20 protein-coding genes are annotated in these 21,887 nt (G+C 68.6%); 10 read left to right on the forward strand and 10 right to left on the reverse strand.

The features are described 5' to 3' along the window. Window positions 1-16 precede the first annotated feature (16 nt). The gene (locus H623_RS0108755) at window positions 17-1,210 is read left to right on the forward strand and encodes an SLC13 family permease (protein WP_022900565.1); all 1,194 of its coding nucleotides are present in this window, start codon (window positions 17-19) and stop codon (window positions 1,208-1,210) included. A 40-nt stretch (window positions 1,211-1,250) separates the two neighbouring features. On the opposite strand, the gene trhA is transcribed toward H623_RS0108755, so the two are convergent. Next, entirely contained in the window at window positions 1,251-1,922 is a 672-nt protein-coding gene (trhA, locus tag H623_RS0108760) for a PAQR family membrane homeostasis protein TrhA (protein ID WP_026940136.1), read from the reverse strand. Window positions 1,923-2,129: 207 nt separating this feature from the next. Between trhA and H623_RS0108765 the strand changes: the two genes are divergently transcribed. From H623_RS0108765 to phoH2, 3 genes are all read left to right on the forward strand, one after another. After that, window positions 2,130-2,918 carry an isoprenyl transferase gene (locus H623_RS0108765; protein ID WP_022900567.1) on the forward strand — a complete coding sequence of 263 codons (789 nt, stop codon included), beginning with the start codon at window positions 2,130-2,132 and terminating at the stop codon, window positions 2,916-2,918. Between the two features lie 98 nt (window positions 2,919-3,016). Continuing rightward, window positions 3,017-4,129 (forward strand): aminotransferase class V-fold PLP-dependent enzyme, encoded by a 1,113-nt coding sequence (locus H623_RS0108770; protein WP_022900568.1) that lies wholly within the window; start codon window positions 3,017-3,019, stop codon window positions 4,127-4,129. Between the two features lie 264 nt (window positions 4,130-4,393). Beyond that, window positions 4,394-5,692: an RNA 5'-3' helicase PhoH2 gene (phoH2, locus tag H623_RS0108775; protein WP_022900569.1), complete on the forward strand. Its 1,299-nt coding sequence runs from the start codon at window positions 4,394-4,396 to the stop codon at window positions 5,690-5,692. 83 nt (window positions 5,693-5,775) lie between these two features. Here phoH2 and H623_RS0108780 read toward each other — a convergent pair whose 3' ends face one another. After that, window positions 5,776-6,333 (reverse strand): hypothetical protein, encoded by a 558-nt coding sequence (locus H623_RS0108780; RefSeq protein ID WP_022900570.1) that lies wholly within the window; start codon window positions 6,331-6,333, stop codon window positions 5,776-5,778. Window positions 6,334-6,419: 86 nt separating this feature from the next. Here H623_RS0108780 and H623_RS21005 point away from each other — a divergent pair, with 86 nt between their 5' ends. Next, a complete protein-coding gene (locus H623_RS21005; protein ID WP_022900571.1) occupies window positions 6,420-7,016 on the forward strand; it encodes a prepilin peptidase in 597 nt (198 codons plus the stop codon). A gap of 16 nt (window positions 7,017-7,032) precedes the next feature. Here H623_RS21005 and H623_RS0108790 read toward each other — a convergent pair whose 3' ends face one another. From H623_RS0108790 to xseA, 5 genes are all read right to left on the reverse strand, one after another. Next, window positions 7,033-8,454 carry a class II fumarate hydratase gene (locus H623_RS0108790; RefSeq protein ID WP_022900572.1) on the reverse strand — a complete coding sequence of 474 codons (1,422 nt, stop codon included), beginning with the start codon at window positions 8,452-8,454 and terminating at the stop codon, window positions 7,033-7,035. 84 nt (window positions 8,455-8,538) lie between these two features. Then, window positions 8,539-9,189, reverse strand: a complete 651-nt coding sequence (locus tag H623_RS0108795) for a carbonic anhydrase (protein ID WP_022900573.1) — start codon at window positions 9,187-9,189, stop codon at window positions 8,539-8,541. Continuing rightward, on the reverse strand, window positions 9,186-9,839 hold the full coding sequence (locus H623_RS0108800) for a DUF4245 domain-containing protein (protein ID WP_022900574.1): 654 nt from the start codon (window positions 9,837-9,839) through the stop codon (window positions 9,186-9,188). The genes H623_RS0108795 and H623_RS0108800 overlap by 4 nt, the downstream gene beginning before the upstream one ends. A gap of 4 nt (window positions 9,840-9,843) precedes the next feature. Beyond that, the gene (locus tag H623_RS18800; RefSeq protein ID WP_033371722.1) at window positions 9,844-10,128 is read right to left on the reverse strand and encodes an exodeoxyribonuclease VII small subunit; all 285 of its coding nucleotides are present in this window, start codon (window positions 10,126-10,128) and stop codon (window positions 9,844-9,846) included. 59 nt (window positions 10,129-10,187) lie between these two features. Continuing rightward, window positions 10,188-11,456: an exodeoxyribonuclease VII large subunit gene (gene xseA, locus H623_RS0108810; RefSeq protein WP_026940178.1), complete on the reverse strand. Its 1,269-nt coding sequence runs from the start codon at window positions 11,454-11,456 to the stop codon at window positions 10,188-10,190. Between the two features lie 60 nt (window positions 11,457-11,516). Here xseA and H623_RS0108815 point away from each other — a divergent pair, with 60 nt between their 5' ends. Beyond that, a complete protein-coding gene (locus H623_RS0108815; RefSeq protein ID WP_026940139.1) occupies window positions 11,517-12,548 on the forward strand; it encodes a 4-hydroxy-3-methylbut-2-enyl diphosphate reductase in 1,032 nt (343 codons plus the stop codon). Beyond that, entirely contained in the window at window positions 12,545-13,174 is a 630-nt protein-coding gene (locus tag H623_RS0108820) for a DUF6264 family protein (protein WP_022900578.1), read from the forward strand. The genes H623_RS0108815 and H623_RS0108820 overlap by 4 nt, the downstream gene beginning before the upstream one ends. A gap of 96 nt (window positions 13,175-13,270) precedes the next feature. Here H623_RS0108820 and fbaA read toward each other — a convergent pair whose 3' ends face one another. Continuing rightward, window positions 13,271-14,305 carry a class II fructose-bisphosphate aldolase gene (fbaA, locus tag H623_RS0108825; protein WP_022900579.1) on the reverse strand — a complete coding sequence of 345 codons (1,035 nt, stop codon included), beginning with the start codon at window positions 14,303-14,305 and terminating at the stop codon, window positions 13,271-13,273. A gap of 224 nt (window positions 14,306-14,529) precedes the next feature. On the opposite strand from fbaA, the gene glpX reads away from it, so the two are divergent. Continuing rightward, window positions 14,530-15,573, forward strand: coding sequence for a class II fructose-bisphosphatase (gene glpX / locus H623_RS0108830; RefSeq protein WP_022900580.1), 1,044 nt, complete (start codon window positions 14,530-14,532; stop codon window positions 15,571-15,573). Window positions 15,574-15,702: 129 nt separating this feature from the next. Here the strand turns inward: glpX and H623_RS0108835 are convergent, their stop codons facing one another. Both H623_RS0108835 and H623_RS0108840 read right to left on the reverse strand, forming a co-directional pair. Continuing rightward, the gene (locus tag H623_RS0108835) at window positions 15,703-17,136 is read right to left on the reverse strand and encodes a DNA recombination protein RmuC (protein WP_022900581.1); all 1,434 of its coding nucleotides are present in this window, start codon (window positions 17,134-17,136) and stop codon (window positions 15,703-15,705) included. Window positions 17,137-17,237: 101 nt separating this feature from the next. Further along, window positions 17,238-17,822: an exonuclease domain-containing protein gene (locus H623_RS0108840; RefSeq protein WP_022900582.1), complete on the reverse strand. Its 585-nt coding sequence runs from the start codon at window positions 17,820-17,822 to the stop codon at window positions 17,238-17,240. Window positions 17,823-18,041: 219 nt separating this feature from the next. Between H623_RS0108840 and H623_RS0108845 the strand changes: the two genes are divergently transcribed. Continuing rightward, the gene (locus H623_RS0108845) at window positions 18,042-19,775 is read left to right on the forward strand and encodes an ABC transporter ATP-binding protein (protein WP_026940141.1); all 1,734 of its coding nucleotides are present in this window, start codon (window positions 18,042-18,044) and stop codon (window positions 19,773-19,775) included. Beyond that, window positions 19,772-21,874, forward strand: coding sequence for an ABC transporter ATP-binding protein (locus H623_RS18805; protein ID WP_022900584.1), 2,103 nt, complete (start codon window positions 19,772-19,774; stop codon window positions 21,872-21,874). The genes H623_RS0108845 and H623_RS18805 overlap by 4 nt, the downstream gene beginning before the upstream one ends. Window positions 21,875-21,887 lie beyond the last annotated feature (13 nt).

Here is a 21,887-nt window from a genome sequence, read left to right on the forward strand (position 1 = left end):
CGCCGACCACGGGCGCGTGCGTAGCGCGCTGATCGGCGGCGCGCTGCTGCTCGCCGGGTTGGCCGCCGTCGCCTTCGGCGTCTATCCGGCGTCGGATGCCGTCGTGCTGGCGGCACGGGTGTGGCCCGTGCTGCTCTTCGTCGTGGCCATCACGATCGTCGCCGAGCTGTCGGCGGAAGGCGGGCTGTTCGACGTTCTGGCGCTGTGGATCACCCGTGCCGCACGGGGGAGCGCGTGGCTGCTCTGGTTGTTCACCGTGGCGGTGGCGGTGGCGAGCACCGTGTTCCTCTCGCTCGACACGACCGCCGTGCTGCTCACCCCGATCGTCGTGGCGATGGCGAGGCGCGTGCGGCTGAACCCTTTGCCGTTCGCGCTCACCACGGTGATGCTGGCGAATTGCGCATCGCTGCTGCTCCCGGTGTCGAACCTGACGAATCTGCTTGCCGCCCAGCGATTCGGCGCCGCCGGTTCGTCCGGGGTCGCCGGATTCGTCGCGCTCAGCTGGGCGCCGGCGATCGTCGCCGTGCTCGTTCCTGCCGCCGCAGTGGCCGTGCTCGGCCGCCGCGCGCTGTCGTCGCGGTACACCCTTCCCGTTGAGCGCGGGGTAGGAGAAGGCGCGGCCCCGGACGGCGCGGCCGGGGACCGGGTGTTGCTGGGCGCGAGTGCGGCGGTCGTGCTCGTGCTTCTTCCCGCGCTGGTCTCCGGCGTGCCGGTGTGGGTGCCCGCGTGCGGCGCCGCGGGCATCCTTCTGCTCGTCTTCGCCGTGCGCAGGCCGGGAGTGCTGCGGCTCGCGCTCGTGCCGTGGCCGACCCTCTTGTTCGCGGGTGGGCTCTTCGTCGCGATGGGGGCGATCGAGTCCCTCGGCTCACTCGCCGTGGCCCGGGCCGTGCTCGGAGCCGGCACCGGACCCTGGGGCTTGCTGCGGGCATCCGGTGCCGGATTCGTGGGTGCGAACGCGATCAACAATCTTCCGGCCTATCTGGCGCTGGAAGGCGCGGCGCGGCATCCGCTGCAGCTCATGGCGGTGCTGATCGGCGTGAACGCCGGGGCGCTGATCACGCCCTGGGCCTCGCTGGCCACGCTGCTCTGGCACTCCCGGTTGTCGCGCATGGGCGTGCGGGTGCCGTGGCGACGGTACATGCTCATCGGGCTCGTGGTGGCGCCCGTGACCGTGGCCGCCGCGACGCTCGCGCTCTGGCTCGTGCACTGAGCGGCCGGCATGCCGGCCGACGGCGCCGGTCGCCGGAGTGTCAGACCCCGTTGTATGCGGGGTGGAGGACGATCAGCAGCGACGCCGTCCAGTGGCAGAGAAAGGCGAAAACGGTCAGCGTGTGAAAGATCTCGTGAAACCCGAATCGTCCGGGGAAGGGATTCGGGCGCTTGAGGCCGTAGACCAGGGCGCCGATCGTGTAGAGCCCGCCACCGACGAACACGAGCACCATCATCGCCGCGTTCGCATCGACCAGATCGACCACGTACATCAACGCGGCCCAGCCGAGCAGCACATAGAGCGGGACGTAGAGCCAGCGCGGCGCCGTGATCCAGAACACGTGGAACGCGATGCCGAGCAGGGCGCCGCCCCAGACGATCGTGAGCAGGATCGCACCCTTCTGCGGCGGCAGCGCCAACACTCCGAGCGGGGTGTAGGTGCCGGCGATCAGCAGGAAGATGTTCGCGTGGTCGATGCGGCGCAGCACTGCCTTCGTGCGCGGCTTCCAGTTGAAGCGGTGGTACAGGGCGGAGTTGCCGAACAGCAGCATCGAGGTGAGCATGAAGACCGCCGACGCCCACTTGGCAGGCGCGCCGTGCGCGAGGCAGATGAGCACGATGCCGGCAGCGATGGTCACGGGGAAGGTGCCGGCGTGGATCCAGCCGCGCCACGTGGGCTTGAGGTCCTCGGGGCGCGGAACGGCGGCATCCATCAGCGGGATGCTCGGGCCTCCTCGTTGCGACGTCTCGCCGTCGCTCGGCGTGGAGCCTCCCGAGTCTCCCGAGAGGAGCGGACCGTCGTCGGCGGGCCGGCCGGTGTGCGCTGCGCGGGGCATGCGGCCAGCCTACGGGCGAGCGGGGCGGCCAACCTGGGAACGACGGCCCGCTGTGGCCCACCGGTCAGGCGCTAACGTAATCGGGTGACATCACGCCGCATCCCGAAGCCGGGCCCAGGCTTTCTCTACGGGCTGTACCAGAACCGTCTGCGGCGCAGCCTCGACCCGGCCGCAGTGCCGCAGCACGTCGCGATGATCATCGACGGGAACAGACGATGGGCGAGACAGCTCGGGCTCGAGACCGTCGCCCACGGACACCGGGCCGGCGCGGCGAAGATGCTCGAGTTCCTGCGTTGGTGCGACGAGCTCGGCGTGAAGGTCGTCACGTTGTACCTGCTCTCGGCCGACAACCTGAGCAACCGCGATCGCGCCGAGCTCGCGGACCTGATCGAGATCATCGCCGATCTCGCACACTCCGTCTCGGCCGAGGACGACTGGCGCGTGCAGCACGTCGGTTCGCGCACGGGTCTGCCCGGCCGGCTGGTGAAGGCGCTCGCCGATGCCGAGGCATCCACGACGGCGAACCCGGGCATGCACGTCAACCTCGCGGTGGGCTACGGCGGTCGCAAAGAGATCACGGATGCCATGCGCAGCATCGTCGCGGAGCATCACGCCGGCGGCGGAACGATGGAAGACCTCGCGGAGCGCCTGACGCCCGACTTGATCGCGCAGCACCTGTACACCGGGGGACAGCCGGACCCCGACCTGGTGATCCGCACGTCGGGCGAGCAGCGCCTGAGCGACTTCATGCTCTGGCAGAGCGCGCATAGCGAGTTCTACTTCGTGGAGGCGCTCGGCCCCGATCTGCGCGAGGTCGACTTTCTGCGAGCCATCCGCGATTACGCGCGTCGTCACCGCCGCTACGGCGGCTGAGCGGCACACGCTCGCCGCGAACCGTTCCGCCGACGGCGACCGTGGGGTCTGTCTGGCGCGCGCCGGCAGGTCGGCAGCAGAATGAACCGGGAGGTCGTGTGACCACAATCGAAGAATTCGCCGGAGGTTTCCTGGAAGAACCGGGCTATCTGAACTTCGCGCGAGTCGGTCCGTTGTCGGCTTCCGTCGTGGCCGAAGTGCAGGGTATCGACGAGATCTTCGCCAAGGCGCGCTTCGGGTCGCTCGACGCGTTCGGTGCCGAAGACGAACGGATGCGCGTGGCGGCGTCGGCGCTCACGGGATTCCCGGCCGAGCAGATCGTGTTCCAGCCCAACGTCGGCACGAGCCTGATGCACGCGATGTTCGGGCTGAACGGCAGCGTGCTGGTCTCCAGCGCGGACTTCCCGGCGCTCACGTTCGCCGCTGCGCGGGCAGCGGAGGCGCTGCATGCGGTGAAGCCGCGCTGGCTGACGCCCGACCACGGTCGCGTGACGCCCGGCTTTCTGCGCGAGCAGCTGACGAGTGCGGTCACCGCCGTGGCCGTCAGCCTCGTCGACTCGCGTACCGGTTTTCTCGCCGACCTCGACGGCATCCGCCAGGTGATCGGCGATCGCCTGCTGATCGTGGATGCCGTGCAGGGCTTCGGCGTCGCCGACGCGCCATACGAGGTCGCGGACGTGGTGGTGGCGGGTGCAGAGAAGTGGCTGCGCGCGGGCTGGGGTGCCGCATTCATGGCGATGTCCGAGCGCGCGATCGACAACCTCACGCCGGTGTGGAGCGGCCACACCGGCGCCGGCGTCGTCGACCCGTTCGACGAGGTGCTGCCGCCCGAACAGGGCGTCGGCGCGTTCACGCTGGCGCGGCCCGACAGCGTGGCCGAGGCGCGGCTCTCGGCGGCGCTGGAAGACGTGGCATCCGTCGGTGTCGATGTCATCGAGGCGACGGTGGCGGACCGCGTCGACCACGTCATCGACCTCGCCGACGAGTACGCGATCGATGTCGCCTCGGCGAGGGAGACGACCGAGCGCGCCGGCATAGTCGTGCTGCAGCCCCCGCCGGAGCGGCTGACCCTTCTCAGTGCGGCGCTCTACAACCACGGCATCACCGCGACGACGCGCGCCGGAACGGTGCGGCTGAGCGTGCACGTCTCGCTCGGCGAAGAGACGCTCGGGATGCTCCGCGCGGCCTTCACCTCGTACGCCACGGCGTAGACGCGGCAGGCCGAGTCTTCTGCATCGCGTGTCGCGGCTCCGTTGTCGGCCCCCTGGCCTACGGTCGAGGTGTCGGGCATCCCGCCCGGCCGAGGCGGTCATCACGGATTCGTCTTGAAAGGTGCGACCGCTTCGATTCAGAAGATCCGCGCCGGCCATCACGGGTGGCGCGGGGTGGGAGTGGTTGTGACCGCGATGCATACCCCAGAGCCTCTGACTCAGGAGCAGACCCGGCGGGCGGGGAAGCCCACGTCGGATCACGCAATGCAGCAGGGGGAGCGCACGTACGTGCTCGACACGTCGGTGCTGCTGTCGGATCCACAGGCGGTCTTCCGCTTCGCCGAGCACGCGGTGGTCATTCCGGTGGTCGTGATCAGCGAGCTCGAGGGCAAGCGCAACGACCCGGAGATCGGCTACTTCGCCCGGCAGTCCCTGCGACTGCTCGACGAGATGCGGGTGCGCCACGGTCGTCTCGACTTTCCGGTTCCCGTGGGCGACGGCGGATCGCTGCGCGTCGAGCTCAACCACTCCAACATGTCGGTGCTGCCGAGCGGGCTGCAACTCGGGGACAACGACTCGCGCATCCTGGCCGTCGCTCAGAACCTCGCGAACGACGGACTCGCCGTCACGGTCGTCTCGAAGGATCTCCCCTTGAGGGTGAAGGCGGCATCCATCGGGCTCACGGCGGAGGAATACCGTGCGGAGCTGGCTCCGGAGTCCGGCTGGACGGGTGTGGCAGAGGTCTCGCTCGGGTCGAACGACATGGCGAAGCTGTACGAACACGAGGAACTGGCGACACCCGTCATCGACGGTCTACCGGTGAACACGGGCGTGATCGTGCATTCGGACCGTGGTTCGGCGCTCGGTCGCGTGTTGGACGGCGACGTGGTGAAGCTCGTGCGCGGCGACCGCGAGGTGTTCGGGCTGCACGGTCGGTCCGCCGAACAGCGGCTTGCGATCGACATGCTGCTCGACCCGGAGATCGGCATCCTCTCGCTCGGCGGGCGGGCGGGCACCGGCAAGTCGGCGCTGGCGCTGTGTGCGGGCCTCGAATCGGTGCTCGAGCGGCAGCAGCACAAGAAGATCATGGTGTTCCGTCCGCTCTACGCGGTGGGCGGTCAGGAGCTCGGCTACCTGCCCGGCGATCAGGGCGAGAAGATGAACCCGTGGGGACAGGCGGTGTTCGACACGCTCGGCGCCGTCGTCTCGCAGAACGTGATCGACGAGGTCGTGGAGCGCGAAATTCTCGAGGTGCTTCCGCTCACGCACATCCGCGGTCGGTCGCTGCACGACGCGTTCGTCATCGTCGACGAGGCGCAGTCGCTGGAGCGGAACGTGTTGCTGACGGTGCTGAGTCGCATCGGCCAGAACTCGAAGGTCGTGCTCACGCACGACGTCGCCCAGCGTGACAATCTGCGCGTCGGCCGGCACGATGGCGTCGCCTCGGTGATCGAGACGCTGAAAGGGCATCCGCTGTTCGGACACGTCACGCTGACCCGGTCGGAGCGCTCGGCGATCGCGGCGCTCGTCACGGAGTTGCTGGAGTTCGGCGAGATCGCCTGAGTCCCGGGCCGGCCCGACCGGCCCGATCCGGTCCGGTGCCTGGGCCGGGCTGAGCCTGAGCGTGAACCTGAGGCGCGGTGCCGCTAGGCAGCGGCACCGCCGATGACCGTCGCGACGGCGCCGGCCACGACCACGACGAAGACGAGCAGGTCGGTCCAGGTGGCGACCGTCTCCTGCGCGTTCTTGCCCCGTTTGGCGACGTGACGGGCGCCGGCGAGTCCGAGGTAGATCGCGCCGGCGAGCGAGCCGAGAACGCCCCAGCCCGGCAGGAACACGGTGAGGACGCTCGCAGCACCGAGCGCGAGGTTGGCGTACGCGAGCTCGTGCACGATGAGGCCGGCCTTCGGGTCGTCGATGCCCAGAATGTCCTGCGCTGTGCGCTCCGGCCGTGAGAGCTGACTGATTCCCGCCAGCAGCAGCCGCGTGCCGACACCCCAGAAGGCCCACCAGAGCCCGAAGACGATCAGCGCGTTCCCGCCGGAGACGAAGAACTGGATGCCGCCGGAGACGGCGGGGAGGACGACGGTCTGCAGCACGACCACGGCGATGTACACGATGAGCCTTCCGGCGACGGGAGCGGATTCGACGATGACGCTGTCCCGAACGCTACCGCCCCTGCGGCGCGCGGCGGCACGCCGCACCGACCCCTCGTTCGGGGGCCGGTGGCCGCGCTGGCGCCTGTGGAGAACTCGCTCGCCGCTCCCTCGCGCGAGGATACTGTCGTGGCGTGTCCGCTCCGTCTTCCGACCTCACCCGGCGTCGATTCGCGCCCCGGCATCAGGGAGACACGCGAGGTCGTCGACGGCGGTCGCGGCTGCTCTGGCAGGCGCCGCTGGCGCTGACGCTGGCCGGCATCGCTGTACTGGGCGCTGGGGTGCGGTTCGAACTGGTCGGATGCCTGTACCTCGCCGCCGTCACGCCCGAGCTGTGTCGCGTCGACCTCGCCGAGCACCGGCTCCCGAACGCCCTGGTGCTGCCGGGGCTGGTTTTCGCCGGCGTGGGCATCGTCTTCGGCTGGCTGCGGGCGGGCGACCTGTCGTGGAGTGCAGTGCTGTGCGCCGTGGCGATCGGCGCCTTCTTCGCGCTGCTGTCGGTCGCGGGCGGAATGGGTATGGGCGACGTCAAGCTCGCGATGGTGCTGGCGCTGACAGGGGGAGCGGTCTCGGTTCTGATCGTGGTGGGCACGGTCATGCTCGGATTCGTGCTGGCCGGCGCAACGGCGCTGGCGCGGGTCGCCTCCCGCGGCGCGAGCGGCGATCTCGCGTTCGGGCCGTATCTGCTCGGCGGTTTCTGGGCATCCCTGGCTCTGGTCCCGCTGAGTTGAGCGGGACCAGAGCCGACTACTTCGCGCTGGGCGGTGTGGTCATGCTCAGCACGTCGAGCGCCGTGTCGAGCTGCTCGAGCGTGATCTCGCCGCGCTCCACGAACCCGAGGTCGATCACCGCGTCGCGCACGGTGATGCCCTGCGCGACCGAGTGCTTGGCGATCTTCGCCGCCGCCTCGTACCCGATGATCTTGTTCAGCGGTGTGACAATCGAGGGCGACGACTCGGCGAGGGCGCGGGTGCGCTCGCGGTTCGCCTCGAGTCCGCGCACGGCCTTGTCGGCGAGCGCGCGCGAGGCATTCGAGAGCAGGCGGATCGATTCCAGCAACGCCGTGCCCATGATGGGGATCGCGACGTTGAGTTCGAATGCGCCGGAGGCCCCGCTGAACGTGATGGTCGTGTCGTTGCCGATCACCCGGGACGCGACCATGAGCGTCGCCTCCGGGATCACCGGGTTGACCTTGCCGGGCATGATGGAGGAGCCCGGCTGCAGGTCGGGAATGTGCAGCTCACCGAGGCCGGTGTTCGGACCGGAGCCCATCCAGCGCAGGTCGTTGCAGATCTTCGTGAGGCTCACCGCGATGGTGCGCAGAGCACCGGATGCCTCGACCAGTGCGTCGCGGTTCGCCTGCGCCTCGAAGTGGTTGCGCGCCTCCGTGATGGGCAGCTCGGTCTCTCGCGTGAGGAGCTCGATGACCAGCTGCGGGAAGCCGGCGGGCGTGTTGATGCCGGTTCCGACGGCCGTTCCGCCGAGTGGTACCTCGGCGACGCGGGGGAGCGCGGCCTGCACCCGCTCGATCCCGAGCCGGATCTGCGCTGCGTAGCCGCCGAACTCCTGGCCGAGGGTGACGGGCGTGGCATCCATCAAGTGCGTGCGGCCGGACTTGACGACGTCTTTCCACAGCTCGGCCTTCTCCTCGAACGCCACCGCGAGGTGGTCGAGCGCGGGGATCAGGTCGTCGATGAGTGCGCCCGTCACGGCGATGTGCACCGAGGTCGGGAACACGTCGTTCGACGACTGCGAGGCGTTCACGTGGTCGTTCGGGTGCACCGCACGACCCAGACGGCGCGAGGCCAGCGTGGCGAGCACCTCGTTCATGTTCATGTTCGAGGAGGTGCCGCTCCCGGTCTGATAGACGTCGATCGGGAATTCACCGTCGTGGATGCCCGAGATCACCTCGTCCGCGCTGGCCGCGATGGCGTCGGCGATGTCGGCATCGAGCACGTTCAGCTGCTTGTTCGCCAGCGCCGACGACTTCTTGATGCGAGCGAGCGCAGCGATCTGCGCTGACTCGAGCGTGGAGCCGGAGATCGGGAAGTTCTCTACGGCGCGCTGCGTCTGCGCGCCGTAGAGCGCGTCGCGGGGAACGCGCACCTCGCCCATGGTGTCGTGCTCGATGCGGAACTCGTCCGTCTCGCCGGGATGGTGGCTGTCCATTCGAAGATCCCTTGTCGTTTCGGTGTTGTCGGTTGTCGGTGTTGTCGAGTTTCGGTGTTGTCGCTGAGCGAAGCCGCGCTGTTCCTAGACCTCGCCGATGACGACGTGCGAGGTCACGGCGCCGTCACTGAGACGGTAGTGGCAGCCCACGATGGCCAGTTCGCCGTCGGCGACCGCCTGGGCGACGATCTCGCTGCGGCGCAGGAGCTCGCCGATCGTGCCCTGCACGTGCTCGCGGGCGACCTCGGTGGCGTCGATCTGGGCGGCGTCGATCGGGGCGGCGTCGACCTGGGCGCCGGCGGCGCCGACGGCGCGCTGAACGGCGGGCATGATCGGTGCGATCACGTCGGCGATGTGCGGCGGCAGCCTGTCGGCGTCGGGCGTCGACGAGTCGATGGCCGCGCGGATCGCGCCGCAGTTCTGGTGGCTCATCACGACCAGGACGGGGGTGTGCAGAAGGGCGACCGCGTACTCGATCGTGCCCAGCGCGGACTCCGAGATCACCTGCCCTGCGTTGCGAACCACGAATGCGTCACCCAGCCCGAGATCGAAGAGGGTCTCGGAGGACACGCGCGAGTCACTGCAGTTGAAGACGGTCGCGAACGGCGCCTGCGAGCCTTCGAGCTCGGCGCGCCGGGCGGCGTCCTGGTGGGGATGCTCCGCGCGGCCGTCGACGAATCGCTTGTTGCCGGCTTCCAACTGGGCCCAGGCCTCGGCGGGGGTGAGTGCGGTCATCCGTTGTCCTTCTCATCATCGGCGAGCTGCCGGCTCACGGCCTTCGCCAGTTTCGTGAACTCCTCGGTGTCGGCGGTGCCGTAGAGCACCACGGTGCTCTGGCCGGACTTCGCCGCGAGGGCGTATTTCGCGTCGCCGACATCGCGAGACGTGTCACGGTTGTCGTAGATGCGCCAGCGCACTCCGTCGACGGTGGTCGAACTCACGGCGTGCGAGTGCGCCACCTGCTCGGAGAGCCAGGTCGTATTGGCATCGAAGCCCTGGACGAGCCCGATGTACTGATCGGACGGCGTGATGAGTCCGATGTACCATTCGTCGACGCGGTCATCGGTCTTCTGCCGCAGCTGCGCGGAATTGGACTTCCACGACCTGGGCAGGGCCGGGGTGAGCAACGGGTCCGGTTCGACGCCGGCCGCCTGACGGGCGATCGCGGTGTAGTTCACGTTCTTGGCGCTCTCCGGGGTGGCCCTCGGCACCATGAGGACGATCACGGCCACGAGGGCGAGCGTCGCCAGAAGCGAGTAGACGAGATTGTTGACCGTCTGGTGCTTGCGATGATCCGCACTCGACTTGGCCTTGCGTGCGGCGGTCTCCGATGCCGTCTCGGGACGGCCGAGCTCGGCGACGACAGGATGCTCGTTCTTCGCCATCGGCTCAGGCCGCGTCTCCGTGCGGCTCGTTTCCGCCGGTCGACGAAGCAGCACCGGCTCGTGCCGCGTCGAGTCGGGCTTTCGCGCCGATCAGCCACTCCTCGCAACGTCGAGCCAGCTCCTCGCCACGTTCCCAGAGCTTCAGCGACTCCTCCAGGGTCGGCGTGCCCTGCTCGAGCCGGGAGACCACGGCGATCAGTTCGTCGCGTGCCTGCTCGTAGCTGAGCTCCGCGGCGGCCGAGGCTCCGGCGGAGGCATTCGCATCCGCTGAGCCGGAGTCGGAGCCCAGTCGATCTGGGCGCGCGTCGTCGGAGGCGACGGGGTCGGAGGGCATGGCATCCATTCTAGTTACGGCGTCGCCGGGGACTGGCTGGGCATGTGCTCGGCGGTGGATGAGGACTCGTCGTGCTCTCCTGTGGACAGCGCACCGAGCGAGCCCTCGGCGAGGGCGAGGACGAGTGTCGAGCCCGCCGGGGCGTCGGCCGGGGCTCGGACGATGCCCTGTGCGCCCTGCACGATCGCATAGCCGCGATCGAGTGTGCTCTGCGGTGACAGTGCGCGCAGCCGCACCGCCAGCTCTCGGGTGGCGGTCTCGGCCCGCTCGACACAGCGGTGCGTGAGCTCGACGCCGCGGGCGACGTAGCGGGTGAGCTCGTCCGCACGCGTCTCCACTATCCAGCCGTGGGAGGCCAGCACCGGACGCGAGCGGAGTTGAGCGAGCCGATCGATCTCGTGGGCGAGGAGCGCCGTGACGCGGGCGCCCATGCGGGTGGATGCCTGTTGCACGCGCTGCAGTTCCTCCGCGACGTCGGGGACGACGCGCTTGGCGGCATCCGTGGGAGTGGAGGCGCGCAAATCGGCGACATCGTCGAGGAGGGGGCGGTCGTTTTCGTGGCCGATCGCGCTGACCAGCGGCGTGGAGCACGCGGCCGCCGCACGCAGGAGGGCCTCGTCGCTGAACGGCAGCAGGTTCTGAAAGTCGCCACCGCCGCGCGCGACGATGATCACGTCGACCTCCGGGTCCGCATCGAGCTCGCGGATGCCCGCGGTCACGTCGCCCGCCGACCTCTCTCCCTGCACGGCCGCGTGCCGCACTCGGAAGCGCACGGCGGGCCAGCGCAGTTGGGCGTTGCGCAACACGTCTTTCTCGGCGTCGGAGTCCTTGCCCGTGACGAGGCCGATGCAATGCGGGAGGAAGGGGAGCCTCTTCTTGCGAGCGGGATCGAACAGTCCCTCCTCGCGCAGCTGCGTGCGGAGGCGCTCCAGCCGTTCGAGCAGATCGCCCAGGCCGACGTGACGCATGTCGAAGACCTGCATCGTCAACGTGCCGCCCTTGAACCAGTAGTTCGGCTTGATCAGAGCGACGACGCGGTCGCCCTGCTTGAGGTCTGCCGGGATCTTCGCTCGCGTCGACGACCAGATGGTGAACGAGATCGTCGCCTCGGCGCCGAGGTCTTTGAGCTTGCCGTAGACGTTGCCGCCCGAGGCGCCCCACTGCGTGATCTCGCCCTCGACCCAGACGGTGCCGAGCCGGTCGATGTAGTCGCGGAGCTTGCCGGCCAGAATGGCGACCGGCCACGGCGTCTCGACCGTGGGCAGGGCATCCGGCACGCTCAGTTCCCTCCAGCGTTCACAACCTAAACTGGACCCGTGAGCGACACGACTATCGACCTGGCGATGCCACGCGTGCCCGGGGTCCGGGGCAGGCTCAAGGATACCCCGGCGACCGGTCGCAAACGGGTGCTGCTGGCCGCACCCCGTGGATACTGCGCGGGTGTGGATAGAGCGGTCGTCGCCGTCGAGAAGGCGCTCGAGCGCTACGGCGCCCCCGTGTATGTGCGCAAGCAGATCGTGCACAACGTGCACGTCGTCGCGACGCTCGAGAAGCGCGGCGCGATCTTCGTCGACGAGGTCGACGAAGTGCCGACGGGTGCGCACATCGTGTTCAGCGCCCACGGCGTCGCGCCGTCCGTCGTGCAGGCCGCCGCCGATCGCGGGCTGCGGGCGATCGACGCCACCTGTCCGCTCGTGACGAAGGTGCACCGCGAGGCGGTGCGGTTCGCCCGCGACGACTACGAGATCCTGCTCATCGGCCACGCGGGGCACGAAGAGGTGGAGGGCACGTCCGGGGAGGCCCCCGAGCATGTGACTCTGGTCAACGGTCCCGACGCCGTCGACGACATCGTCGTGCGCGACCCCGACCGTGTGGTCTGGCTCTCGCAGACCACGCTGTCAGTGGACGAGACGATGGAGACCGTGCGCCGGCTCCGCGAGCGCTTCCCCCACCTCGCCGACCCGCCGAGCGATGACATCTGCTACGCCACCCAGAACCGCCAGGTCGCCATCAAGAAGGTGGCGAAGGAGGCGGACCTCGTGATCGTGGTCGGATCCGCCAACTCCTCGAACTCCGTGCGCCTGGTCGAGGTCGCGCGCGAGAACGGCGCGAAGGCGGCGCACCGCATCGACTACGCCGGCGAAGTGCAGCAGGAGTGGCTCGAGGGCGTCGAGACGATCGGCGTGACGAGCGGGGCATCCGTGCCGGAGGTGCTCGTGCGCGAGCTGCTCGACGAGCTCGCCGGCGCGGGCTATGACGACGTCGAGATCGTGAAGACGGCGGAAGAGGACCTGATGTTCTCGCTGCCCAAGGAGCTGCGCCAGACCGCGTCGGGCAAGCAGGATGCCCGTGCGATCGGAGGCAGATCCCGATGACCGATCCTCGGCCACGGCCGCAGTACGGCGAGTACGCGACCGAGGAGGAGCAGCGCGCGGCGATCAAGGATCCGGAGAGCAACCCGCATTACGCGCCGCCCGAGCCTGCGCTCGACGGGCCGTTGGGTCGCGGAGAGGACGTCGACGGCGCGCCGTTCTCGGGCCGTACCGGCGCGCATGAGTCGGGCGGGCGCGGCGCGGGCGTGTCCGGTGAGTCGAGCGGCGACGATCCGCAGGTCTCCGCATCACCTGCCCTGAGGCATCCTGCAGACCGCATGATCTCGATCGCGCTGCTCGTCTTCGGGCTGTACAACGTGATCACGACCATCATGGACCGCGACGACATTGCGACTGCCATCGACCAGGCCTATCGCAGCATGGGCCTGAGCGGTGACTACACGGCGACGGCGCTGACCGGCACGGTCGCCGACATCACGTCGATCGTCTCGCTGGCGCTGTGGGTTGCTGCAGCAGGCCTGACGGTCTGGGCGATCGCGCGAGGCAGACTTGCGTTCTGGATACCGCTGGCCGCGGGACTTCTGGCCGCGATCGTCAGCGGGGTCGGCTACCTCGTGCTCTTCCTGCACGACCCGACGTTCCTCGCGTACCTGCAGCAGGCGGGCTGACCCGCGCCTGCCGACACATGCCGGCTGACGGCAGCGCCGGGAACACGAAGGGCGTCGGACCGAGGTCCGACGCCCTGATCGCGTTCTGCGCGAGTGCTACTTGCTCGAGAGCGACTGTCCGGCCGAGCCGAGCTGCTGCGTCGCCTCGATGACGCGCTGCGCCATGGCGGTCTCGGCGACCTTGCCCCAGGCGCGCGGGTCGTACTTCTTCTTGTTGCCGACCTCGCCGTCCACCTTCAGCACGCCGTCGTAGTTCTCGAACATGTACCCGGCGACCGAGCGCGTGAATGCGTACTGCGTGTCGGTGTCGATGTTCATCTTGACCACGCCGTTGCCCACGGCGGCCTTGATCTCCGCATCGGTCGAGCCCGAACCGCCGTGGAACACCAGGTCGAGGGGCTTCTCGCCGGTGCCGAAGCGCTCCGCGATGCCTGCCTGGATCTCGCCGAGCAGCTCCGGCCGCAGCTTCACGTTGCCCGGCTTGTACACACCGTGGACGTTGCCGAAGGTGAGCGCCGCGATGTAGCGCCCGTTCTCACCGAGTCCGAGAGTCTCGACGGCCTTCGCGACATCGCCGACCGTGGTGTAGAGCGCCTCATTGGTGCCCTCGTGCTTCACGCCGTCTTCCTCGCCGCCGACGACGCCGATCTCGACCTCGAGAATGGCGTTGATCGCCTTGGTGCGCTTGAGCATCTCCTTCGCGATCTCGAGGTTCTCGTCGAGCGGCACGGCCGAACCGTCCCACATGTGCGACTGGAAGATCGGGTTGCGCCCGGCCCTGACCTCGTCCTCGGAGGCGGCGATCAGCGGAAGCACGAAGTCGTCGAGTGCCGGCTTCGGGCAGTGATCCGTGTGCAACGCCACGGTGATCGGGTAGCTCTTGGCCACCTCGGTCGCGAACTTCGCGAAGGCGAGTGCACCGGTCGCGCGAGCCTTCACGGTCTGTCCGGCGAAGTAGTCCGCGCCGCCGGTCGTCACCTGGATGATGCCGTCGGATCCCGCCTCGGTCAGCCCCTGCAGAATGGCGTTGATCGACTGCGACGAAGCGGCGTTGATCGCCGGGTAGGCGAATCCGCCCTTCTTCGCACGGTCGAGCATCTCGGCGTACTGTTCCGGGGTGGCGATGGGCATGAGGTCTCCTCGATGATGCGCAGGCGGGATTTCAGCCACGAGTCTAGTCAGTGGCGTGCCGCGCTCCCGACCCGATGCGAGGGCGAGGCCCGCGCAACACGTTCACCCCAGGTGAAGAAGCAGAAATGATTCCTCGATGGATGCCCGTCAAGACGCGGATGCCACTCCTAACGTTGAAATCGACAAGGACTTCACAAGGAAGGACTTGACGAGAGAGGGCGCCCATGCTCGAGGACCTGGCCGAACGCACTGATCCCGCGACCGAAGCGAGAGACGCACGCTCGCAAGACGCACCTGCGGGAGCGGGCATCCTGCACCCGGACCGCAATCTGGCGCTCGAACTGGTGCGGGCGACGGAGGCGGCGGCGATCCGGGCCACGCCGTGGATCGGAAAAGGACGCAAGAACGACGCCGACGGTGCCGCGGTGGATGCCATGCGCGCGTTTCTCGCGACCGTCGACTTCGACGGCGTGGTCGTGATCGGCGAGGGGGAGAAGGACCGTGCCCCCATGCTCTTCAACGGCGAGCATGTCGGAACCGGCCGCGGCCCCGCCTGCGATATCGCCGTCGATCCGATCGACGGCACTTCGCTGACCGCCGCCGGACGCCAGAACGCGCTGTCCGTGATCGCCGTGAGCGACCGGGGGACGATGCTGGACGCTTCGAGCGTGTTCTACATGGACAAGATCGTGACAGGGCCGGAGGGCGCCGGTGTGGTGGACATCCGCCGACCGGTCGGGGAGAACCTGCGCGCCCTCGCGCACGCGCTGGGCAAAGACGTGGGCGAGCTGCGCGTGGCCGTGCTGGACCGGCCGAGGCATGCCGAGCTGATCGCACAGATCAGGGATGCCGGGGCCGGCACCCGGCTCATGCTCGACGGCGACGTCGCAGGCGGCATCAACGCGGCACGGCACGACACGCGCATCGACGCGTGCATCGGGATCGGCGGCAGCCCGGAGGGGATCACGACGGCCTGCGCGATCAAGGCGCTGGGCGGCTTCATGCAGGCGCGACCCGCCCCGCGCGACGCCGCGGAACGCGAGCGCGCGGTGTCCGGCGGGACCGACCCGGACCGCGTCTACGGGCTCGACGACCTTGTCGCGAGCGACAACACGATCTTCGTGGCCACGGGCGTCACCGACGGTGGCCTGGTCGACGGCGTGCGCCGCGAGGGGCCGATCATCCACACCAGCAGCATCGTGCTGCGTGGCACGTCGGGAACGGTCCGCCGCATCACGGCGGAGCACCTGGTCTCCAAGTGGTGGTGACGGTCACGTCGCGGTGGTGACGGTCACGTGGTGGTGACGGTCACGTGGTGGTCGTGATCGGGACCGCGATCGCGATCGTACGAGCACGACCGCGCTGGGGGCGTGGGCCAGCGGCGACGGGTCGGTGCGTCAGCGGCGACGGTCGCCGATCGCGATCGGCTCGGCAGCGCCGGTCAGGGCGTCATCGTCCCGCTCGTCAGTGCCGCCGGTGTCCGCACCCTGAATGTCGGTGCCGTGGATGTCGGCAGCGGCGTCGGCGTCGGCGTCGATGGAGTTGACCAGTTCGAAGGCGGTCAGCTCGCGCGGAGACTCCTCCACCCCGCTCAGCGCCGGGATGATCTTCGACTCGTCGAGTGCGCCGAGCTTGCGCGCGGACGGGAGCACCTGTCGCTCCAGCGAGCCGACGAACTTGTTGTAGTCGTTGACGGTGCCCTTGATGGCGCGGCCGAGCTTGTCGATGTGCTGGGCCGTCGTGGCCAGGCGGGAGTAGAGCTCGCGGCTGAGGTCGAAGAGCAGCTTGGCGTCGTGGGTCAGCACGTCCTGCTGCCAGCTGAAGGCGACCGTCTTCAGCACGGACCACAGCGTCACGGGCGAGGCGAGCGCAACGCGCTTGCCGAACGCGAACTCCATGATCGTCGGATCGGCCTCCATCGCACCCGAGACGAGAGACTCGCTGGGGATGAAGGCGATGACCATCTCGGGCGAGGCGTCCAGCCCCGACCAGTACGCCTTGCCGCCGAGGGTCGTGATGTGGTCTCGTACCGCCTTGACGTGCTGCTTCATCAGCGCGGCGCGGCGTGCCCCCTCCTCGCCGGTGGCGGTGGCCGGAATCTGACTGGCCTCGAGGAACGCGTTGAACGGCGCCTTCGCATCGACGGCGATGTTCTTGCCTCCGGGAAGATGGACGACCATGTCGGGCCGGCCGGCTCCGGCGTCGGAACTGATGCTGGACTGGACGTCGAAATCCACACGCTCCAGCAGCCCGGCGGCCTCGACCACGCTGCGCAACTGGGTTTCGCCCCACACGCCGCGTGTGCTGTTGGAGCGCAGGGCGGAAGCGAGCGACTCGGCCGTGCCGCGCAACCGTTCCTCGGATTCCGCCGCCGTCTTGAGCTGCTGCGCGAGCTCGCCGTGCTGACGGCTGCGCTGCTCTTCCAAGTCGGTGACCTTCTTCTGCATGCCCTGCAGGCTCTCCCGCACCGGGGCGAGTGCCTGCAGCACCTTGCTTTCCGCCCTCTCCCGCTCGCGCTGCGCCGTCAATTCCTGCCGTTGCCGCTCGGCGAGCTCCTCGAACTGCTCTCGTTGACGCTCGATGCGCTCGCGCAGGCCCTGCGCCGTCGCCGAGACGGCGGCCAGCTGTTCGCGGAGTGCGGCCTGAGTCTTCTGCTCCTCCGCGCGGACCTCGACGAGCTCGGCCGCGTGCTGTGCGGCGAGCACCTCGGGGCTGACGGCAGGGACATTCGACACCGGGTCTTCGGCACGTCGCCGTGCCAGTGCGAGGCCGCCGAGAACACCGCCTGCGGCGCCGACCAGCAGTCCGATGATGAGGAAGAGAACGTCCATGCGTCCATGGTCGCAGCGGCCACCGACATCCTCGCCGCGCCTCGCCACAGGGCTCGCGACGGGCACACCGGCCCGTCGGCAGCGGAGGTGGTGAATACCGCTCAGGCGGCGACGGCGACCTCGCCGATGTGGCCGAGGCGCGCGGGTGCGGCGGCGGCCAGCTCGACGATGGAGTCCGCACCGTGGCGGGAGGCCGCGTGCACGATGATGGCGGCACATGCCTCGGCGTCGGCGAGCGCGTCGTGGTGGTGGAATCCCTCGTATCCCGCGGCCATCGCGGCCACGGGGAGTCGGTACGAGTCCAGTGCGTAGGTCTTGCGCGCCACCTGCAGGCTGCACAGGTAGTCGTGGCTGGGACAGGGGATGCCCGTGGCCGCGCACGCGCCGCGGATGACGCCCATGTCGAAGCCGGCGTTGTGCGCCACGAAGGCGTCGCCGTCGGCGAACGCGACGAGGTCCGCGAACTGCTCGACCCAGCCCGGGGCATCCAGCACGTCCTCGGCATGAATGCCATGGATGCGCACGTTCCATTCGAGGAACGCGTCGTGGCCGGGCGGCGGCTTGATCAGCCAACTCGCCGTGTCGATCACCGTGCCGCCTCGCACCTTCACGAGCCCGACCGAGCAGGCGGAGGCGCTGCTGGAGTTCGCGGTCTCGAAATCGATGGCGGTGAAGTCCAGTGGCACGCAGCCATGCTCGCATGAGCAAGGATCCACTGCCGAACCGGTCTCGGCGTGGCTCGGTATTGCCGGATTTCCAAACGCGATATATCGTGATCTCACGCACGTCGGCGATGATGGATGTCGGCGGTCGCGACCATGATGACGGGTACCGTTTTCGCCACCCTCGTCCTGCAGCACAGACTCAACCCCACACTCGACCCACACACTCAACCGGAGTACCGCGTGCTCTTCAAGCTCCTCGTCCGCTACCTCAAGCCCTATGGATGGCTTCTGGCCGGCGTCCTCGTCTTCCAGTTCGGGTCCGCGCTCGCGAGCCTCTATCTGCCCAGCCTCAATGCGGACATCATCGACAACGGCGTGACCAAAGGCGATACCGCGTACATCTGGCGTGCCGGAGCGGTCATGCTGACCGTCTCATTCGGTCAGATCGTCGCCTCGATCATCGCCACGTACTTCGCCGCGAAAGCCGCCATGCGGCTCGGGCGCGACGTGCGCGACGATGTCTTCGACCGGGTGTCCGGGTTCTCCGAGCGCGAGGTCTCCTCGTTCGGTGCCGGCTCGCTCATCACCCGCAACACGAACGACGTGCAACAGGTGCAGATGCTCGCCATGATGTCGGCGACGTTCCTCGTCACCGCACCGCTGCTGGCGATCGGTGGCATCATTCTGGCGGTGCGGCAGAGCGTGAGCCTCTCCTGGCTGATCGCGGTGTCTGTTCCGGCGCTGCTCATCGTGGCCGTGCTCGTGATCAGCCGCATGGTGCCGCTCTTCCGTCGCTATCAGGAACGGCTCGATGTCGTGAACCGGATCATGCGCGAGCAGCTGACGGGCATCCGGGTGATCCGTGCCTTCGTGCGCGAGCCGATCGAGGAGCAGCGGTTCCGCGGCGCCAACGACGGCATCCTCGACATCGGACGCCGGGTCGGCTCGCTGTTCGTGCTCCTCTTCCCCGCCGTCATGCTCATCCTCAACATCACGGTGATCGGGGTGATCTGGTTCGGCGGCCAGAAGGTGGACTCCGGCGAGGTGCAGATCGGCACGCTCTTCGCGTTCATGCAGTACGTCATGCTCATCCTGTCCGGCGTCATGATGGCCAGCTTCATGACGATGATGATCCCGCGCGCGGCGGTCTCCGCTGAGCGGATCGGAGAGGTCCTGGCCGCGGATTCGTCGCTCGCGCCGCCGCCGAAACCGGTCAGTGCGTTCCCCGAGCCGGGCCGTGTGGAGTTCGCGGACGCGACGTTCACGTACCCGGGCGCGGAGCAACCCGTGCTGGCCGGCATCCGGTTCCACGCCTCGCCGGGCGAGACCGTGGCCGTTGTCGGGTCCACCGGCGCGGGCAAGACGACCCTGATCTCGCTCATCCCGCGCCTGTTCGACGTGACGGGGGGCGCGGTGCGCGTGGGCGGAGTCGACGTGCGCCAGGCGGACCTCGACGCCCTGTGGCGCACCATCGGGCTCGTGCCGCAGCGACCGTTCCTGTTCAGCGGCACCGTGGCATCCAACCTGCGCTTCGGGCGCGAGGAGGCGACCGATGCGGAGCTCTGGCACGCGCTGGAGATCGCGCAGGGCAGCGACTTCGTCGCTCAGATGGAAGGCGGCCTCGACGCGCACATCGCGCAGGGCGGCACGAACGTCTCGGGCGGTCAGCGCCAGCGGCTCGCGATCGCGCGCGCGATCGTGCACCGGCCGCAGATCCTGGTCTTCGACGACTCGTTCTCGGCGCTCGACCTGACGACGGATGCCCGTCTGCGGCAAGCGTTGTGGCGAGAACTCCCCGAGGTGACCAAGATCGTCGTCGCCCAGCGGGTGTCCACCATCACCGACGCGGATCGCATCGTCGTGCTCGACGACGGGGGCATGGTCGGACTCGGAACGCACGAGGAGCTCCTCGAATCGAACGAGACCTACCGCGAGATCGTTCAGTCCCAGCTCGGAGTGGAGGCAGGCCGATGAGCCCGCGCAAGACCACCGCGAAGTCCTCGGCGCACGCCGAACTCACCGCCGAGGAGAAGGCCGAGCTCGCGCTGGCCGAACAGGCCAGGATCTCGGCCGACGACTGGAGTGGCGGAGTCGCTCCCGGCAAGGCCTCGAACTTCGGGCCTTCGTTCCGCCGGCTGATCGGGCTGCTCAAGCCGAACGCCCTGGCGTTCGTGCTCGTGTCGTTCCTCGGCGCGATCGGCGTCGTGCTCGCGGTGCTGGCGCCGAAGGTGCTCGGCCAAGCGACGAACATCCTGTTCGAGGGCGTCGTGTCGAAGCAGCTGCCCGCCGGCGTGACGAAGCAGCAGGTCATCGACCAGCTGAACAGCTCCGGTCAGCACGATGTGGCCAACATCGTCTCCGCGATGCAGAACCTCGTGCCCGGTGCCGGCGTCGACTTCGCCGCGCTCGGTCGGGTGCTGCTGATCGTGCTCGCGCTGTACGTCGGGTCGTCCGTGCTCAGCTGGCTGCAGGGCTACGTGATCAACATCATCATGGTGCGCACCATGTGGCGTCTGCGTGAACAGGTCGAGGCCAAGATCAACCGACTGCCGCTGAGCTACTTCGACCGCGTGCAGCGAGGCGAACTGATCTCGCGCGTCACGAACGACATCGACAACATCACGCAGATGATGCAGCAGTCGCTGTCGCAGGCGCTGACCAGCGTGCTCACCGTGCTCGGTGTGCTGATCATGATGTTCTCCATCTCGTGGCAGCTCACGCTCGTAGCGCTGGTCACGCTGCCGCTGATGGCGATCATCTTCGGTGTGGTCGGTCCGCGCTCGCAGAAGGCCTTCGGCATCCAGTGGCGCAAGGTCGGGCGACTGAACGCGCGGGTGGAGGAGTCGTTCTCCGGCCACGCGCTCGTGAAGGTGTTCGGCCGCGAGAAGAGCTCGCGCGAGGCATTCCGTGCCGAGAACGAGGAGCTGTACCAGGCATCCTTCAAGGCGCAGTTCCTGTCGAACACGATGATGCCGGCGATGATGTTCGTCGGGAATCTCACCTACGTCGGCATCGCGGTGATCGGCGCACTGATGGTGGCGGGCGGCCAGCTGCGGCTGGGTGACGTGCAGGCGTTCATCCAGTACTCGCAGCAGTTCACCCAGCCGCTGTCGGAGCTGGGTGGCATGGCGGCGGTCGTGCAGTCCGGCACGGCCTCGGCCGAGCGCGTGTTCGAGCTGCTCGATCAGGACGAGCAGGAACCCGACGCCGTGGATGCCCCGGCGCCGGTCGCCGGCGACGGCACCATCGAGTTCCAGAACGTCTCGTTCTCGTACACGCCGGAGCGGCCGCTGATCACGGACCTCTCCTTCAGCGTCGAGCCGGGGGAGACCGTCGCCATCGTGGGTCCGACGGGCGCGGGCAAGACCACGCTGGTCAACCTGATCATGCGGTTCTACGAGCTCGACGGCGGGCGAATCCTGCTGAACGGTCAGGACATCGGGCAGCTGGCCCGTCGCGACGTGCGGGCGAAGACGGGCATGGTGTTGCAGGATCCCTGGCTGTTCGCCGGCTCGATCAGGGAGAACATCCGGTACGGCCGCGCGGATGCCACGGACGCCGAGATCCTGGAGGCGGCCAAGGCCACTTACGTCGACCGCTTCGTGCACTCGCTGCCCGACGGCTACGACACCGTGCTCGACGAGGATGCCTCCAACATCTCGGCGGGGGAGAAGCAGCTGATCACGATCGCGCGGGCGTTCGTCGCCCGGCCGAGCGTGCTCATTCTCGACGAGGCGACGAGCTCCGTCGACACCCGCACGGAGTTGCTGCTGCAGCACGCCATGGCGGCGCTGCGCAAGGGTCGCACGTCGTTCGTGATCGCGCACCGGCTTTCCACGATCCGCGATGCGGACCTCATCCTGGTGATGGAGCACGGCGACATCGTCGAGCAGGGAACGCACGAGGAGCTCATCCAGGCCAAAGGCGCCTACTTCCGGCTGTACAACTCGCAGTTCGAGCAGGCCGCCACCGACCTGGACGAGGAGTTCGCGGAAGTGCAGGGCGATCCGCTGGCGGCGGAAGCTGCGCAGATCGCCGAGCGCGACGAGCCGGATGCGGCCGTGGTCGACTGAGGTCGCGCCTACT

It is taken from the genome of Humibacter albus DSM 18994, assembly GCF_000421825.1.
GTDB lineage: Bacteria > Actinomycetota > Actinomycetes > Actinomycetales > Microbacteriaceae > Humibacter > Humibacter albus.

Bases quoted from the DNA above. Each gene is read 5' to 3' on its own strand.
- trhA (WP_026940136.1), bottom strand. From the start codon at position 1,922: ATGGATGCCGCCGTTCCGCGCCCCGAGGACCTCAAGCCCACGTGGCGC.
- phoH2 (WP_022900569.1), top strand. From the start codon at position 4,394: ATGCAGCAGGGGGAGCGCACGTACGTGCTCGACACGTCGGTGCTGCTG.
- H623_RS0108790 (WP_022900572.1), bottom strand. From the start codon at position 8,454: ATGGACAGCCACCATCCCGGCGAGACGGACGAGTTCCGCATCGAGCAC.
- H623_RS0108795 (WP_022900573.1), bottom strand. From the start codon at position 9,189: ATGACCGCACTCACCCCCGCCGAGGCCTGGGCCCAGTTGGAAGCCGGC.
- H623_RS0108800 (WP_022900574.1), bottom strand. From the start codon at position 9,839: ATGGCGAAGAACGAGCATCCTGTCGTCGCCGAGCTCGGCCGTCCCGAG.
- H623_RS0108815 (WP_026940139.1), top strand. From the start codon at position 11,517: ATGCCACGCGTGCCCGGGGTCCGGGGCAGGCTCAAGGATACCCCGGCG.
- H623_RS0108820 (WP_022900578.1), top strand. From the start codon at position 12,545: ATGACCGATCCTCGGCCACGGCCGCAGTACGGCGAGTACGCGACCGAG.
- fbaA (WP_022900579.1), bottom strand. From the start codon at position 14,305: ATGCCCATCGCCACCCCGGAACAGTACGCCGAGATGCTCGACCGTGCG.
- glpX (WP_022900580.1), top strand. From the start codon at position 14,530: ATGCTCGAGGACCTGGCCGAACGCACTGATCCCGCGACCGAAGCGAGA.
- H623_RS0108835 (WP_022900581.1), bottom strand. From the start codon at position 17,136: ATGGACGTTCTCTTCCTCATCATCGGACTGCTGGTCGGCGCCGCAGGC.
- H623_RS18805 (WP_022900584.1), top strand. From the start codon at position 19,772: ATGAGCCCGCGCAAGACCACCGCGAAGTCCTCGGCGCACGCCGAACTC.